At 68.8% G+C, this 14424-nt stretch carries 14 protein-coding genes; 10 read left to right on the top strand and 4 right to left on the bottom strand.

What is annotated here, in order from left to right; translation table 11 throughout:
* Positions 1 to 124: 124 nt before the first annotated feature.
* The 9 genes from V9K99_RS19930 (at position 125) to V9K99_RS19890 (ending at position 9246) form a co-directional block, all read left to right on the top strand.
* Positions 125 to 2560 carry a TIGR03773 family transporter-associated surface protein gene (locus V9K99_RS19930; RefSeq protein WP_337001236.1) on the top strand — a complete coding sequence of 812 codons (2436 nt, stop codon included), beginning with the start codon at positions 125 to 127 and terminating at the stop codon, positions 2558 to 2560.
* Positions 2557 to 4089 carry an anchored repeat ABC transporter, substrate-binding protein gene (locus V9K99_RS19925; protein WP_337001234.1) on the top strand — a complete coding sequence of 511 codons (1533 nt, stop codon included), beginning with the start codon at positions 2557 to 2559 and terminating at the stop codon, positions 4087 to 4089. The genes V9K99_RS19930 and V9K99_RS19925 overlap by 4 nt, the downstream gene beginning before the upstream one ends.
* Positions 4086 to 4886 (top strand): choice-of-anchor M domain-containing protein, encoded by an 801-nt coding sequence (locus V9K99_RS19920; protein WP_337001232.1) that lies wholly within the window; start codon positions 4086 to 4088, stop codon positions 4884 to 4886. Before V9K99_RS19925 ends, V9K99_RS19920 begins: the two co-directional genes overlap by 4 nt.
* Entirely contained in the window at positions 4883 to 5629 is a 747-nt protein-coding gene (locus V9K99_RS19915; RefSeq protein ID WP_337001230.1) for an anchored repeat-type ABC transporter ATP-binding subunit, read from the top strand. Before V9K99_RS19920 ends, V9K99_RS19915 begins: the two co-directional genes overlap by 4 nt.
* Positions 5626 to 6507, top strand: a complete 882-nt coding sequence (locus V9K99_RS19910) for an anchored repeat-type ABC transporter permease subunit (RefSeq protein WP_337001228.1) — start codon at positions 5626 to 5628, stop codon at positions 6505 to 6507. Before V9K99_RS19915 ends, V9K99_RS19910 begins: the two co-directional genes overlap by 4 nt.
* A 10-nt stretch (positions 6508 to 6517) precedes the next feature.
* Positions 6518 to 7162: a choice-of-anchor M domain-containing protein gene (locus tag V9K99_RS19905; RefSeq protein ID WP_337001226.1), complete on the top strand. Its 645-nt coding sequence runs from the start codon at positions 6518 to 6520 to the stop codon at positions 7160 to 7162.
* The gene (locus V9K99_RS19900) at positions 7159 to 7794 is read left to right on the top strand and encodes a choice-of-anchor M domain-containing protein (RefSeq protein ID WP_337001224.1); all 636 of its coding nucleotides are present in this window, start codon (positions 7159 to 7161) and stop codon (positions 7792 to 7794) included. Before V9K99_RS19905 ends, V9K99_RS19900 begins: the two co-directional genes overlap by 4 nt.
* A gap of 130 nt (positions 7795 to 7924) precedes the next feature.
* Positions 7925 to 8596, top strand: a complete 672-nt coding sequence (locus V9K99_RS19895) for a hypothetical protein (RefSeq protein WP_337001222.1) — start codon at positions 7925 to 7927, stop codon at positions 8594 to 8596.
* Entirely contained in the window at positions 8596 to 9246 is a 651-nt protein-coding gene (locus tag V9K99_RS19890; RefSeq protein ID WP_337001220.1) for a hypothetical protein, read from the top strand. Before V9K99_RS19895 ends, V9K99_RS19890 begins: the two co-directional genes overlap by 1 nt.
* Here V9K99_RS19890 and V9K99_RS19885 read toward each other — a convergent pair.
* Genes V9K99_RS19885 through V9K99_RS19875 form a run of 3 tightly spaced genes read right to left on the bottom strand, consistent with a single transcriptional unit; the run spans position 9239 to position 12625 of the window.
* Positions 9239 to 10000 carry a DUF1932 domain-containing protein gene (locus tag V9K99_RS19885; protein WP_337001218.1) on the bottom strand — a complete coding sequence of 254 codons (762 nt, stop codon included), beginning with the start codon at positions 9998 to 10000 and terminating at the stop codon, positions 9239 to 9241. The genes V9K99_RS19890 and V9K99_RS19885 overlap by 8 nt on opposite strands.
* 23 nt (positions 10001 to 10023) lie before the next feature.
* Positions 10024 to 10665, bottom strand: coding sequence for a response regulator transcription factor (locus V9K99_RS19880; RefSeq protein ID WP_337001216.1), 642 nt, complete (start codon positions 10663 to 10665; stop codon positions 10024 to 10026).
* 13 nt (positions 10666 to 10678) lie between these two features.
* Entirely contained in the window at positions 10679 to 12625 is a 1947-nt protein-coding gene (locus V9K99_RS19875) for a histidine kinase (RefSeq protein ID WP_337001214.1), read from the bottom strand.
* Between the two features lie 136 nt (positions 12626 to 12761).
* Between V9K99_RS19875 and V9K99_RS19870 the strand changes: the two genes are divergently transcribed.
* Positions 12762 to 13463: a hypothetical protein gene (locus V9K99_RS19870; protein WP_337001211.1), complete on the top strand. Its 702-nt coding sequence runs from the start codon at positions 12762 to 12764 to the stop codon at positions 13461 to 13463.
* On the opposite strand, the gene V9K99_RS19865 is transcribed toward V9K99_RS19870, so the two are convergent.
* On the bottom strand, positions 13431 to 14411 hold the full coding sequence (locus V9K99_RS19865) for a ribose-phosphate diphosphokinase (RefSeq protein WP_337001209.1): 981 nt from the start codon (positions 14409 to 14411) through the stop codon (positions 13431 to 13433). The genes V9K99_RS19870 and V9K99_RS19865 overlap by 33 nt on opposite strands.
* Positions 14412 to 14424 lie beyond the last annotated feature (13 nt).

The raw sequence follows: 14424 nt of genomic DNA, 5'->3' as shown, positions 1-14424 counted from the left end.
GCGGCCGCCGCGGAGACGACTTTCCCGCACCGTTCCGGCCTGATCCGGAACAGCCTAATGAAAATGATTATCGATTCAGCTACAGTCCTGCTGCCTGTCCGCCACAGCCAGAGGGGACCCCCGGGTGACCGCCACTCACCAACGCAAACGCTGCGCCCTGCCCACAGCCCTCGCGCTGATCCTGATCGCGCTCGTCGCAGGGCTCCCGTCGTACGCGTCCGCCGCACCCGACGCAGCCTCGCCCGAGGTGCTGCGGGCCGTGCACACCGACGTTCTGCACACGACGTACGACGGGACGTCGCTGAAGCTGGCGACCCGGATCGGGACCGGGGACTACCGGGAGGCGGACCCGGCCGGCCTGGTCTTCAACCTGGAGGACCGTGGGTCGGCCCGGGTGGAACTGCCGGACCTGCCGGCGTTCGGGTTCCTCGGTGCACCCGGTGACAGCGTCTGGATCGCACCGGAGTCACAGGATCCGGAGCTGATCTGGCCGGGGTGGGACACCGAGACGATTCCCGCCGGGGCGTTGAAGGATGACGCCGTCGACCTGACGCTGGTCGATGCGCAGGGGCCGGGTGCGGTCGAGGTGTTCTTCAACTACGACGAGTTCAGCGGCGCGGTGCCACGGTTGTTCAGCTCGGTCGACCCGGCGTACCGGACGCTGCGCCAGCCGGTCGGGCGGCATGTGCACGCGAACTGGTCGTTCAGCCGTCTGGGGACCTACAAGCTGACCTTCCAGGCGTCGGCGACAACGGCCGGCGGTACGGCTGTGACGTCAGGTCCGGTCGAGTACACCTTCGTGGTCGGCCCGTACGAGCCGCCGACAACTACTCCCCCGACGACTCCACCGCCTTCCACTCCACCAACGACCCCGCCGCCAACGACTTCGTCTCCTACCACCACACCCAGCACGCCGCCGACCAGCGTTCCGACGAATCCGCCTGCGTGTGTGAGCGCCGTACTGTCCGCCGGGCATGTGGACGTGGCGGCCCGGACCGTCGGTGAGAAGCTGCGGTTCCAGGTGAAGGACGGCACGCGGGGTACGACGGTCTGGCGCGATCCCGGGACGGTCGCGTTCCAGGTGAAGCCGTCCGCGGACGAGGTGGTCCCGGCGTCGGCGTCGTACCGGTTCCTCGGTCCCGCGGGGGCGACGGTCTGGCAGATCCCGCAGACCCAGGTGGACGACTTGCTCTGGGCCGGCTGGAACACGGAGTCGGTCGACTACAGCGCGCTGGCCGGTCCGGTGCGCTGGTCGCTGGACAAGGTGGCTGGGCCGGGGAAGGTCGCGGTCTACCAGTTCGACCAGTTCGGAGAACCGCTGATCTCCTTCGACAGCGGCAAGAAGCTGCCGCAGTCGATCACGCTCGCCGCGCCGACCCACGCCCACGGCAACTGGGCTTTCACGAAGCTCGGCCTCTACCGGCTCACCTTCACCTACTCGGCGACAACGAAGAGCGGCCGGATGCTGACCGACACCGCCACTCTCCCGGTCGTCGTCGGCTCGGACGTCGGCATCCTCTGCCCGGGCAGCCCTCCCCCGACCACCACGCCGCCCCCAACCGCTGCGCCGACGTCGGCACCTACGACGCCAGCTCCTCAACCCACAACCACACCGCGACCGTCACCAACCACCAGCCCGAGGTCGTCGCCAACCCTCAAGCCCTGCATCACCACGCCGACTGCGACACCCACCTCGATCCGTACGACGACCGCAGCCCCAGCCGGTACGACGCTCACCAGTGGTCACGCGGATTACGCCGTACGCCTTGAAGGCGGATCACTCACCTCTCGCCTGAAGGACGGCACCAAGGCGGGCGATCCCGTCTGGCGTGACCCGGGGTCGGTCACGATTCGGCTGACGTCGGCCGCCGCGGCCAAGGCTCCCGGCGGAGCGTTCTCCTTCCTTGGTGCGGCCGGTACGCCGATCTGGCAGATCCCGCAGACGCAGAAGGCTGGCGTGGTCTGGCTGGGCTGGAACACCGAGGAGCTGACCGCTGCCCAGGTGTACGGCGGAGGCGTCGACTGGCGCCTCGACAAGGTGACCGGTCCTGGCGCGCTGGCCGTCTTCGAGTTCGACTCCTTCGGGCAGCCCAAGATCATCTTCAACACCGCTGACGGCGTCCCCGACACGTACCGCGTCCCGCTGGGCACGCATGCGCATGGCAACTGGGCGTTCACGAAGGCCGGCACGTACAAGGCGACCTTCACCCACTCCGCCACCCTCGCCAACGGCAAACAGTCAGCCGACACCGCCACGGTCACCTTCATCGTCGGCCCGTCCGGCGGAGCCCGGTCACTACCCGCGGACCGGTCAGCCGCCGCCTCCGCAGCCACACCATTTCAGGGGTCAACCCCGCAGTCGGTGGGTTCGCCTCCCCGTGTGCAAGGTGCCAACCCACAAGCTCAGGGGTTGACCCCTCAAAGGGGGACGAGCCTTGCGGGTGACTGCAGGCTGGCGATGACCGGCGGGTCGCTGGGCTTCGGCTGGGTTGTCGGTGGCGCAGTCCTCCTTGTGCTCGGCGTCGTACTGATCGCGGCGGCCCGACGGAGTGGGCGGTGAAGCGGCTGATCGCGGCCGGGACGGCCACCGCGCTCGTGCTCGCGGGCTGCTCGGGTACGGCGGCGTCCGGCGGGGGCGACAAGCTGAACGTCGTCACGACCACGGAGATCCTCGCCGACCTCGCGCAGCAGGTGGGTGGGGATCGAGTGACTGCTTCCTCGTTGGTGCCGGCGGGCGGGGATCCGCACTCGTACGAGCCGACGCCCGCGGACGCGAAGCGGGTGGCCAAGGCGGACGTGACGTTCACGAACCACCTGCTGCTGGAGCCGCAGTCGCTGATCAAGACGATCGACGCCAACGCGGCCGAGGACGCACCGAACGTCTCGCTGGCGGAGGCGGCCGAGTCGTACGGCGCGCACGTCATCCCGCTGGTGGAGAACATCGGCCTCGACGTCCTGTGGCTCGGGCTGCGGGTCCGCGGCACCGGCAAGGCCCGCGGCGCGACCCGCACCTCGTCGATCAAGCTCGCCGCCACCAAACTCGACGGACCGGGCCACCTGGTGGCCTACCTGACCGAGTCCCTCGGACAACCCGACCGCTACTTCGACTCCACCGACGGCCTCAACCAGTCCGACAGTACGACGCTCCCACCGGCCGCCCACACGCATCTCAACTGGGCGTTCACCAAACCCGGCCTCTACCACCTGACCCTGACCGGCGCGCTCGACAACGGCCGGCCGCTCGGGTCAGGCACCTTCACCTTCGCCGCCGGAGTCGAGCCGCACACGGTGAAACCAGCATCCGGCGGTACGGCGACAGTCCTCGGCGACGGCCACACCGACCTCACCGTCGACCTCGACACCGGACAGGTCTACGCCTACTCCGACGCACAGAAGGTCGGCGCCGCCCAGACCAAGGTGCCGGCAGATCGCGTCGTCATCGACGTACCCAACAAGGCACTCGTCGCGGTCCCCGACGACCCGCGCTTCGCCTTCCTCGGCACGGCCGGGACTCAGGTCCACCAACTCCCGCAGGCCGTCCTCGGCAAGCACGTGCACGGCGAGATCGACCCACACCTGTGGGAGGACGTCGCGAACGCCAAGGCCTATGTCCAGCTGATGCGCGACACCCTGATCACCGCTGATCCCGACGGCCGACAGGTGTACGAGGACAACACCGCGTCGTACCTGCGCCAACTGAACGAGCTCGACGACTATGTCCGTACGACGCTGGCCACCATCCCGGCTAGTCGTCGCCAGCTGATCACCACTCACGACGCGTTCGGCTACCTCGCCTCTGCGTACGGGATGACGGTCGCGGGCTTCGTCGTACCCAATCCGGCGCAGGAACCGAGCGTCGAGCAGGTCCGCAAACTGTCCGACACGATCCGCAATCTGAAGGTCCCGGCCGTCTTCACCGAACCGAACCTCGCCCAGCGCGCCTCCGTACTGATCCAGGTCGCCCGCGACCAGGGCGTCCAGGTCTGCTCGCTGTACGGCGATTCGTTCGACGACCGCGCCCGGACGTACGTCGCGATGATGCGCCACAACGCCGACGAACTGCGGCGCTGCCTGGGAGAGACCCGATGAAGCTTCTCGCCGTGTTGATGCTGTTCGTCGCCCCGCTGACGACAGCGCCTGCCGAACAAGTTGTCATCAGCAACGGTCATGTCGACCTGGGGCCGCGGTTCGTCGACGGGACCTGGACGATCCAGCTCCGCGACGACACCACTGACCCGGCCGTCTGGCGCCCGCTCGAGAACGTCGTCCTGCAGGCAACGAGCAAAGCCCGGGTGGCTGTCCCCGCCGACCCGGCTTACACATTCCTGGGCAAGCCGGGCCAGCAGGTCTGGGTCATTCCCCAGGTCCAGCAGGCCGGCGTGATCTGGCCGGGCTGGAACACGCAGGATCGCGAGGTCGCCACCCGGGTGGATCGCGAGGTGACGTGGCGGCTCGAGGGGGTCCGCGGCCCGGGGGCGTTCACGTTGTTCCTGAACTCGGACTTCGGCAAGCCGGCTCCGGTGTTCGACAGCCGCAAGCCGTTCCCGCAGGACACCGGGATCGACGTCAACACGCACGTCCACGGCAACTGGACCTTCGATGCCGAGGGCACCTATCTGCTCGACGTCTCGATGACGGCCAGGCTCACCGACGGCAGTACCGTCACCGATCGCCGCACTCTCCGCATCTACGCCGGCGACGGTGACGCCCGGACGGCGTTCGCCGCGGAGACGCCGGCTCCGACCGCTGGCACCCCCGCACCCGCATCGGCCGGCAGCACGGCGTCAGCGGGGTCCGGTAGCCCGTTGCCCTGGGTTGCGGGCGGCGCCGGCCTGCTGGCCCTCCTCGCCGCCGTCATCTTCCTCGTCAGGAGGCGCACCGCATGAGCGTGCTGATTGTGGACAATCTGACTGTCGACCTCGCCGGACGCGAGGTGCTCCACGACGTCAACCTGCGGGTCGCCGGCTCCGAGCAGGTGGGGCTGATCGGCCCGAACGGCGCCGGCAAGACCACGCTGCTGCGATCCCTGCTGGCCCTGATCCCCAACCGCCGGGGCAGCATCACCATCGACGGCCGTACGCCGGCCGAGGCGCGCGGAACCATCGGCTACGTCCCGCAGCGACACGAGTTCGTCTGGGACTACCCGGTCCAGGTACGGACCGCGGTCATGACCGGCCGGACCCACCGCATCGGCTGGCTCCGGCGACCAGGTGCCGCCGACCGGACCGCCGTACAGGAAGCTCTCGAACGGGTCGATCTCACCGATCTCGCCACCCGTCCGATCGGTGAGCTGTCCGGTGGTCAACGGCAACGAGTACTGGTGGCACGGGCGCTCGCACTGCAGCCGAAGCTGCTGTTGCTGGACGAGCCGTTCACCGGCCTCGACGTACCGACGCAAGAGATTCTCACCCGGTTGTTCAAGAGCCTGACCGCCGAGGGCACCGCGATCCTGATGACCACCCACGACCTCCCGGCCGCGGCCGACACCTGTCACCGGCTCTGCCTGCTCAACGGGACGGTCGTCGCCGACGGCTCCCCCGACGAACTGCGCGACCCGGCCGTCTGGTTGCGCGCGTTCGGCGTCGCGAGGTCCGAGCAGTTGCTGCACAGCCTGGGAGTGACCCGATGATCGAGTTCTTCACCGAACCCTGGGACCACGTGTTCATGCAGCGCGCGTTCCTCGTCGTGCTGATGTCAGGCGTCGTCTGCGGGGTGATCGGCAGTCACGTGGCGCTGCGCGGGATGGCGTTCATCGGCGACGCGGTGGCGCACTCGGTGTTCCCCGGTATCGCGATCGCGTTCGTGCTGAAGACGAGCCTGGTCCTCGGCGGCATCGTCGCCGGGCTGGTGACCGCATTGTCGATCGCGGTGTTCTCACAGAACCGCCGGCTCAAGGAGGACACCGTCATCGGTGTGTTCTTCGCGGCCGCGTTCGGCTTGGGGATCGTCGTGATGAGTACGGCGCCCGGGTACGGCGGCTCACTCGAATCGTTCCTGTTCGGCTCGGTGCTCGGAATCAGCAGCGCGGACGTGATCACGGTCGCGGTGGCGGGCGCCGTACTGCTGCTGATCACCGGCGCGTTGCACAAGGAGTTCGTCACCGTCGGACTGGACCGGGAAACCGCCCGGTCGGTCGGGCTGCCGATCTTCTGGCTGGACCTCGCGCTCTACGCCATGGTGACGGTCGCGATCGTCATCTCGATCCAGGCCGTCGGCAACATCCTGGTGCTGGCCCTGCTGATCACCCCGGCCGCGTGCGCCCGGCTGCTGACCGACCGGATCGGCGTGATGATGCTGATCGCGCCGCTGATCGGCGCCTTCTCCGGGCTCGCCGGGCTGTATCTGTCCTACGCGTTCAACCTCGCCGCCGGCGGGTTGATCGTGCTCACCGCGACCGCGGTGTTCATCGCGTGCTGGGTGTTCGCGCCCCGGCACGGCCTGCTCTCCCGCCGCGGCCCAGCGGCGGCTCGGGTGCCCCAACAACTGAATACAGCCGTCCAACCCTGAAAGGATTTCCATGCGCAAGCCTTATCGCGTGGTACTGCCGCTGGCGGCAGTCCTCGCGCTGACCGGCCTGGCTACACCGGCCTCGGCCGCTTCCCCCGTCGTCCTCGACGAGGGTCATGTCGACGTGTTCGGCATCGCCTACGAGGACGGCGCCCTCAACCTGCACGTTCACGACGAGGCGCACGAGGCCGAATACGACCCGTCCGAGGTCCAGCTGGTGGCCAAGCCGGCCGCCAAGACCGCAGTGCCGGACGACCCGGCCTACTCGTTCCTCGGCGCGGCCGACGCCCCGGTCTGGGTTCTGCCGCAGGTGGAGGACCCGGAGCTGCTGTTCGCCGGGATCGCAGCCGAGGAGATCGCGCCCGGTGTGTTCAAGGACGACACCCTGAAGATCGACGTGGTCGGCGTCCGCGGCCCGGCGGACTTCAGCATCTTCACCGTCGACGGCCTCGGTGCACCGACCGTCCTGGCCGACAGCGGCGACGGTCTGCCGGACCGGACCACCGCAACTGCCGGTGGGCACAAGCACGCCAACTGGGCCTTCGAGGCCGCCGGCACGTACCAGGTCTGGGTTCGGGCCCAGGGCACCCTGGCCGCCAACGGCAAGACGGTCTACTCGCCGCTGGAGACCTACACCTTCAAGGCGCAGCCGTGAAGTCCCTCGCCGGCGCAGTGATCGCCGGGTTCGTCGCAGCAGTACTCACGGTTGCTCCCGCGCACGCGGTCACGACCATCTCCAGCGGTCATGTGGACGCGATCGACGTCGACTGGACCGGGTCCGCGCTCACTCTCGACCTGCGCGATGGCACGGTCACCCCGGCCGTGGATCGGCAGCCGGCTGACGTCGTACTGAACGCTGTGTCAGCCAGCAAGACCACAGTGCCGTCGAACTCGGCGTACTCGTTCTTGGGTACGCCGGGGTCGGCGGTGTGGATCCTGCCGCAGACGCAGGCGAGTGGGATCGTCTGGCCCGGGTTCAACACCGAGGGCGTGCCGAGCGGGGCGCTGTCGGGGAACACGGTCAGCGTGAAACTCGTGTCGGCGAGCGGACCGGCCGACGTGAGCGTCTACACCACCAGCGCACTCGGTACGCCGACCGTCTGGTTCGACAGCGGCAACGGGCTGCCGGACACCCGGTCGATCGCGATCAACACCCATGCCCACGCGAACTGGGCCTTCGAGGCGGCGGGCACCTACACCGTCGTCTTCGAGGTCACCGCCACCACAGCAGGCGGCACCGCGGTCACCACCGGGCAGAAGACGTACACCTTCACCGTCCAGCCGTAATTCCAGTACCGAAGGACAGGAGGTGGTGCCCGAATTCGCGCCCCGCGACGGTGGCGTGAGCGTGGGCACCCTCGACACCTCCTGTCCTTCGGTCCCTCACCTGGCCCCGACGCTCCGCTACCTTGCTGCCGTGTTCGCCACGAGTCTGTTCATCGTCCTGCTCTCCGGCGCGGTGGTGATCGCGGCGTTCGCCGTACTGATCGTCGTACTGGTGCGGCATCGCCAGGACCAGCTCCGGCGGCGGGCCGCGGAGGCGGCGCAGCTCGGCTGGTTTCCGGTTCCGCCGAACCCCTGGCTGATCGAGGTCGCGGCCCGGTTGTTCCAGCGCGGCCGGCCCGCGGAGATGTTCGCGGGCGACTTCCGCGACCGGGGCATGTGCGTGCTCGAGTACACCTACACGACCAGCTCCGGCTCGAACGGGCAGACGCAGAACCACACGGTGCACGTGGTCGCGCTCAACCTGCCCGTCGCGCTGCCGCCGCTCACGCTGACCAAGGACTCGGGGCTCAAGCGGATGTTCGGCGGCCGTGATCTGGAGCTGGAGAGCAAGGCGTTCAACGACGCGTTCCGGATCAGTTGCGCCGACGAACGGTACGCCTCGGCCGTCCTGCACCCGCGGATGATGGAGTGGATGCTGTTCAACCGCGGCCTGGAGTGGCAGTTCGCCGGCAACGCCCTCGTCTCCTGGGGCCACGGCTCCTTCACCGTCCGCGACGTCCTCGCCCGACTCGAGGCAATGAACGGCCTGATCGACCGCATCCCCCCATACGTCCTGCGCGACTACGGCCAAACGACGTACTGATGCCTGACCTCGTCATCACCGTGGTGGTCCTCGGCGTACCGCTGTTCGTCTGCATCGTTCTCTACCGCTGGCACATCCGAAGCATCCGGCGGAAGCGCCGCACCAGCGAGCAGTTGCGCGAACTCGAGGCCGGCGAGCGCGGCTGGGTTCCCGCTCCCGGCGATGTACTGCTGACCGACGTCGGCGACGCGATCTGTCGCGCCGACGGGAAGGCGATCAACGTGATGGTCGGGGAGTACGGCGGACGGCCGGCACGGTTCGCGAACTACGCCTATCAGAGCCTGGACGGCATCCGTCTGACCGCGCATCTCGTCGCGTTCGACCTGCCGGTGCAGTTGCCCGTGCTCACGCTCCGGCGGGCCGATCCCGCCGTACCTCAGCTGGATCTGGAGCTGGAGAGCCCCGAGTTCAACCGGCTGTTCCGGGTCGACTGCATCGACGATCGGTACGCCTCGGCCGTCCTGCATCCCCGGATGATGGAGTGGATGCTGGCCCATCCCGGGCTCGAGTGGCGGATCGACCAGCAGAGCCTGGTCACCTGGGCCCACGTCCCGTGGACGGTCGAGCTCGTCGACCTTGCGTTCGCGGAGCTGGTCGGCGTACTGGAACGCATCCCGCCATTCGTGCTGACGGACTACGGGGTCAGGTGAGTTTGGTCCAGACCTGGCGGAGGGCTCGGGCTGCGTCGCCTTCCAGGCCGGCGTCGTCGAGAGTCTCGGCGAGTTCGTCGAACTCTGGGCCCCAGCGCCACGCGACTCGGCGGAGCTGGTCGGGCAGCGACGGATCCTGCAGCGAGCCGGCATCCCCGCGGACCTGTTGTGCGGTCAGTGCCTCGGTGACGCCGTGCTTCTCCGCGAGCTGGAAGGCGAGCACCGCGAGGGCTGCCTTGCCCTTGTTGTAGAGGGCGTACGACGACTTCGCCGCGCTGGCCGCACCGGGCTGGTCACCGACCACCATGGGGGTCACCGCGGTCCCGGCCCACAGCTCGGCCGCCTGCTGGGCGGCCGCGCCGGCGAGCATCAGGTGCGTCGGACTCGGCCCACCCGTCGGCGGCGGACCGACGACACCGGCGTCCACGAACGTCGCCCGTGCCACCGCTGCCTGCGCTACCCGCAACGACTTTGGCGACAACGGGTTCGCCTCGATGTACAGCCCGTCGAACCCGGCCTGACCGACCTGTACGGCGATGTCCACCGCGCCCTGTGGTGCACACGAACACAACACCGCCTCGGCCGCACCGACCGCCTCGGCGAACGACGTACCGATCAACCCCGCGTCCTCGGCGCGCGCCGTACTCTCCGGGCTCCGTCCGTCCGGCACCCAGTGCACTTCGTGGCCTGCGGCAACCAATTGCGCGGCCAGCTTCGAACCCATCGCGCCGGGGTGGAACACAGCGATCCGCATGTAGCCATCCTCGTCAGAAGCGGTCAGTGCTCCCCAAGATATGCCAGTACGGCGAGCACGCGGCGGTGCTGTTCGTCGTTGGTGAGCAGACCGAGCTTGGCCAGGATGCTGCCGACATGCGTCTCCACCGTGCGTTCGGTCAGGAACAGCCGGCGGCCGATGCCGACATTGGTGCAGCCCTCCGCCATCAACGCGAGCACCTCCCGCTCCCGCGGCGTCAGCGGGGTGAGCCGGTCGTCGGACCGCTGGCGGCCAAGCAACCGGGCGACCACCTCGGGATCGAGTGCCGACCCACCGGCCGCGACCCGGTCCAGGGCGTCGAGGAACTGGTCGACCGCGAGCACCCGATCCTTCAGCAGATAGCCGAACCCGCCGGTCGCCACCAGTTCGACCGAGTGCCGGGTCTCGATGTGCTGGGACAGCAGCACGATCGCCAGCCCGGGATGCAGCATCCGGAGCCTGCGAGCCGCCCGGGCACCGTCGTCGGTGTGGTCGGGCGGCATCCGGATATCGATCACGGCCAGGTCGGGTGCGGTCTCTGCGACCACCGTCATCAGGGTCGGGGCGTCGGGTGCGAGGCCGACGATCTCGTGCCCGGCATCGGCCAGCAACCGCGCCAGCCCCTCCCGGAACAACGCCGAGTCCTCCCCGATCACGATCCGCATCGTCCACCCCCGTTCACGACTCGCACGGGAGCACCGCCTCGATCGTCGTACCGCGACCGGCCGGGCTCCGTAGGTTGAGCGAACCGCCGACCGCCGCCACCCGGTCCAGCAGTCCGCTCAGTCCCGAGCCAGGACGCGGCGCCGCGCCCCCACACCCGTCGTCCTCGATCAGCACCGTCACCCTCTCCGCCGAGTGCGACACCCGGACCGCGATCGACGTCGCGTTCGCGTACTTCGCCGCGTTCGTCACCGCCTCGGCGGCCACGAAGTACGCCGTCGTGGCCAATTCCTCCGGCAGGTCCGCCGGGATCTGCAGGCGGACCGGGATCGGCAGCGACTGCGTCATCGCACTCAGGGCGGCGTGCAGCCCGTCGTCCAGGCTCGTCGGCCGCAACCCGTGCGCGATCTGCCGCAACTCCGCCACCGCCGTGGCCAGCTCCGCCACCCCTTGATCGAGCAGCCCGTCAACATCCACCGTCCCGTCGTCGAGGTGCCGCTGCGCCAGCCGCATCGCCATCCCCAACGAGACGAGCCGTTGCTGGGCTCCGTCGTGCAGATCCCGCTCGAGCCGCCGCCGCTCGGCATCACCCGCCTGCACGAGTCGCGCCCGACTCGCCTCCACCTCTCGCAATGCCCCGGCCAACTCGGCCCTCAACCGCGTCACCTCAACCAGACTGGCCGCCCCAGCCGCCACTGCCTTCAGTACGGCGGGACTGGTGCTATCTGACCCGAGTACGCCGATCTGCGCGCCACCCAGCATCACCGGAACCAACTGTGGTCCGCCGACCGGCGTACCAGCGGCGTCGACGAAGCCTGACGCCCCAGGGATCAGCAGACCGACCCGCAGACCCGGATCACGGAGTGCAGTGCGCAGGGCGGCCTCCAGCTCCTCCGGTTGGGCCTGCTCGGTGTGGATCCGCCGTTGCAGGTCCTCGATCGCCAGCAGCGCAGCACGCCGTGGTGGATAGAGCCTTCTGTCCACCACACGCTGCAACCTGGTCCGCAGTGGGGAGAGCACTAGCGCGCACACAGCTGTGGCGGCCGCAGCGACGACTGCGGAGTCGCGGCCGAGCACCAGCCCGAGTGACACGGCCGCCACCGCGTACGTGCCCAGCAGGACGACCATCACGGTGCCGTACGTGACGGTGTCGGCCAGCACGCGGTCCACGTCGTACAGGTCGTGCCGGAGCATCGCCACGGCGACGGAAGCCGGCAGGGACACCAGTGCGGCGAGACCGAAGACTGTCGCGACGATGCCGGTGTCACCGGTGACGACGATCTCGGCCAGACAGACGACCGGGTAGAGAACGGCTGCGAGACCGGCCAGCGACAGCCACTTGACCTGGTCCCGGACCTTGCCGGTCGACCGGCGGTAGCGGATCACTACTGAGACAGCCGCTGCCAGACACAGCACCAGGAAGCCGACGAACACGACGTTGCTCAGCACCTGGAGCGGCTGAGACAGGGCGCCGTACGGGCGTGGCAGGTCCTGCAGCGGTTGGAGGAATGGTTGCGAGGCGAACGCGCCAAAGGCCTGCTGCACGGCGCAGAGCAGCACCAATGTCGGTGGAACGGGTCGCCAGCGTGGGCTGACCAGCTGACCGTTCGGGAAGTACAGCAGCAACAGGCTGATCGCGGCGAGCAGCCACCAGCCGCTCTCGTCGAGCCAGGCGACGACCCGGGTATCCAGCGGCAGGCCGTCGGCGTTGTAGTACACGTCGCGGGCAGTCAGGAAGACCGTGACGGCGCCGATCCAGCCAAGGAGCGCCCCGACCAGGGCCTCGCGCCGACTGACCACTAGTCCGAGCAGGTTGACGGCGGTCCCAATCGTGGCGAGGGCTGCGAAGTTCCGGAGCGTGTGCGGGCCGGTGCGGTACGCGATCAGCAGCCAGCAACTCCCCGCGACCATCACCAGGACGAGCAGGAAGGTACCGAGCGCGACCCACCGTGGCCACCGCATGTCGTCAGAGTAAGTCCGCAGTACCCCATCCGGCTCCGAGCCAGCACGGAGATCGGGTCCGTACCGGCTCCGATGTGGCAGGCAACCGGCTCGGCGTTTGCTGAGGAGGTCAGCTCACATCTCTCGGAGGCTCACGATGGCCACTCAGACTGTTTCCAGTCCAATCACTGCCGATCCCGTGCTCCGGCGCCGGATTGGGATCGTCGCGTTGTTGCTCGCGCTCACTGCGGTTGCAGCGGTTCCGGGCGGGCTGCTGTGGCCTGAGCCGGCTGGGGGCGGCGAGACGTACGCCTATAGCGACATCCAGCCTGTCCGCGATCTGTGGTGGGGTCTGTTGGTGGTGCTCAGCACCTTGCTGGTCCTCAACGTGCCGGCCCAGGCGTTGCTGACCACACTCCTCGTCCGCGGGCGTGGATCTGCCTGGGCGACCGTGGGTGCTGTCGTCATGTGGATCGGCACCGCGCTGTACGCCGTCGGAGCCGCAGGCTGGGCCGCCGCCTACTACTTCGCGACCGCGCCCGGTGTCGACGCGAGCGTGATCGAGCGGATCAACGACGACTCCGCGCACCTGTTCGGCGTGATGATCCCCGGTGCACTGCTGGTTGCCGTCGGCACCGTGATCCAGGCGGTCGGCCTGTGGCGTTCCCGGGCCGTGCCGCGCTGGATCCCGCTGTTCTGGCTGACGATCGTGGCGACGTTCGTCGTACCAGGCAACGGTATCGCCGGCCTGATCACCGCACTCCCCATGACCGCGGCGTCGCTGGGTGTCGCGTACTACGCAGGTGTGCTCAGGCGTGGGCCGGGCTCAGGCGCGGCCGTCGAACAGGCTGGTGACTGAGCCGTCCTCGAAGACCTCGCGGATGGCTCGGCTGATCAGGGGCGCGATGGACAGTTCGGTGAGCTTGTCGAACCGGCGGTCCTCGGCGATCGGCAGCGTGTTGGTGACGATCACCTCGCTGGCCTGGCAGTTCTTCAGCCGGTCCACCGCCGGACCGGACAGAATCGCGTGGGTCGCGGCGATCACCACGCCGGCCGCGCCGTCGGCGTACAGCGCGTCGGCTGCCTTGGTGATGGTGCCGGCCGTGTCGATCATGTCGTCGACCAGGATGCAGACCCGGTTCTTCACCTCACCGACGACCCGGTTGGCGACCGTCTCGTTCGGCCGCTCGATGTCGCGGGTCTTGTGGATGAAGGCCAGCGGCGCACCGCTCAGCCGGGCCGACCACTGCTCGGCCACCTTGATCCGGCCGGCGTCCGGCGAGACCACGGCCAGCTGCTGGTCGCCGTACTTCTTCTGCACGTACTCGCTCAGGATCGGCAGCGCCATCAGGTGGTCCACCGGGCCGTCGAAGAAGCCCTGGATCTGTGAGGTGTGCAGGTCGACGCAGATCAGCCGGTTCGCGCCGGCGGTCTTGAACAGGTCGGCCATCAGCCGGGCCGAGATCGGCTCCCGGCCGCGGTGCTTCTTGTCCTGCCGGGCGTACCCGTAGAACGGCAGCACCACGGTGATCCGCTTGGCCGACGCCCGCTTCAGCGCGTCGACCATGATCAGCTGCTCCATGATCCACTCGTTGATCGGCGAGGTGTGGCTCTGGATCACGAACGCGTCGCTGCCCCGGACCGACTCCTCGAACCGGACGTAGATCTCGCCGTTGGCGAAGTCGTACGCCGATGTCGGGACCAGGCCGGCGCCGAGCTGCTCGGCGACCTCCTCGGCCAGACCGGGGTGAGCCCGGCCGGAGAACACCATCAGGTTCTTCTCGGTGGTTCGCTTCATCCCGCTCATGGCCGGCCTCCTG

Origin of the sequence: Kribbella sp. CCNWLW201 (genome assembly GCF_037203805.1) — a bacterium.
GTDB lineage: Bacteria > Actinomycetota > Actinomycetes > Propionibacteriales > Kribbellaceae > Kribbella.
This window is presented reverse-complemented; position numbering and strand designations above follow the sequence as displayed.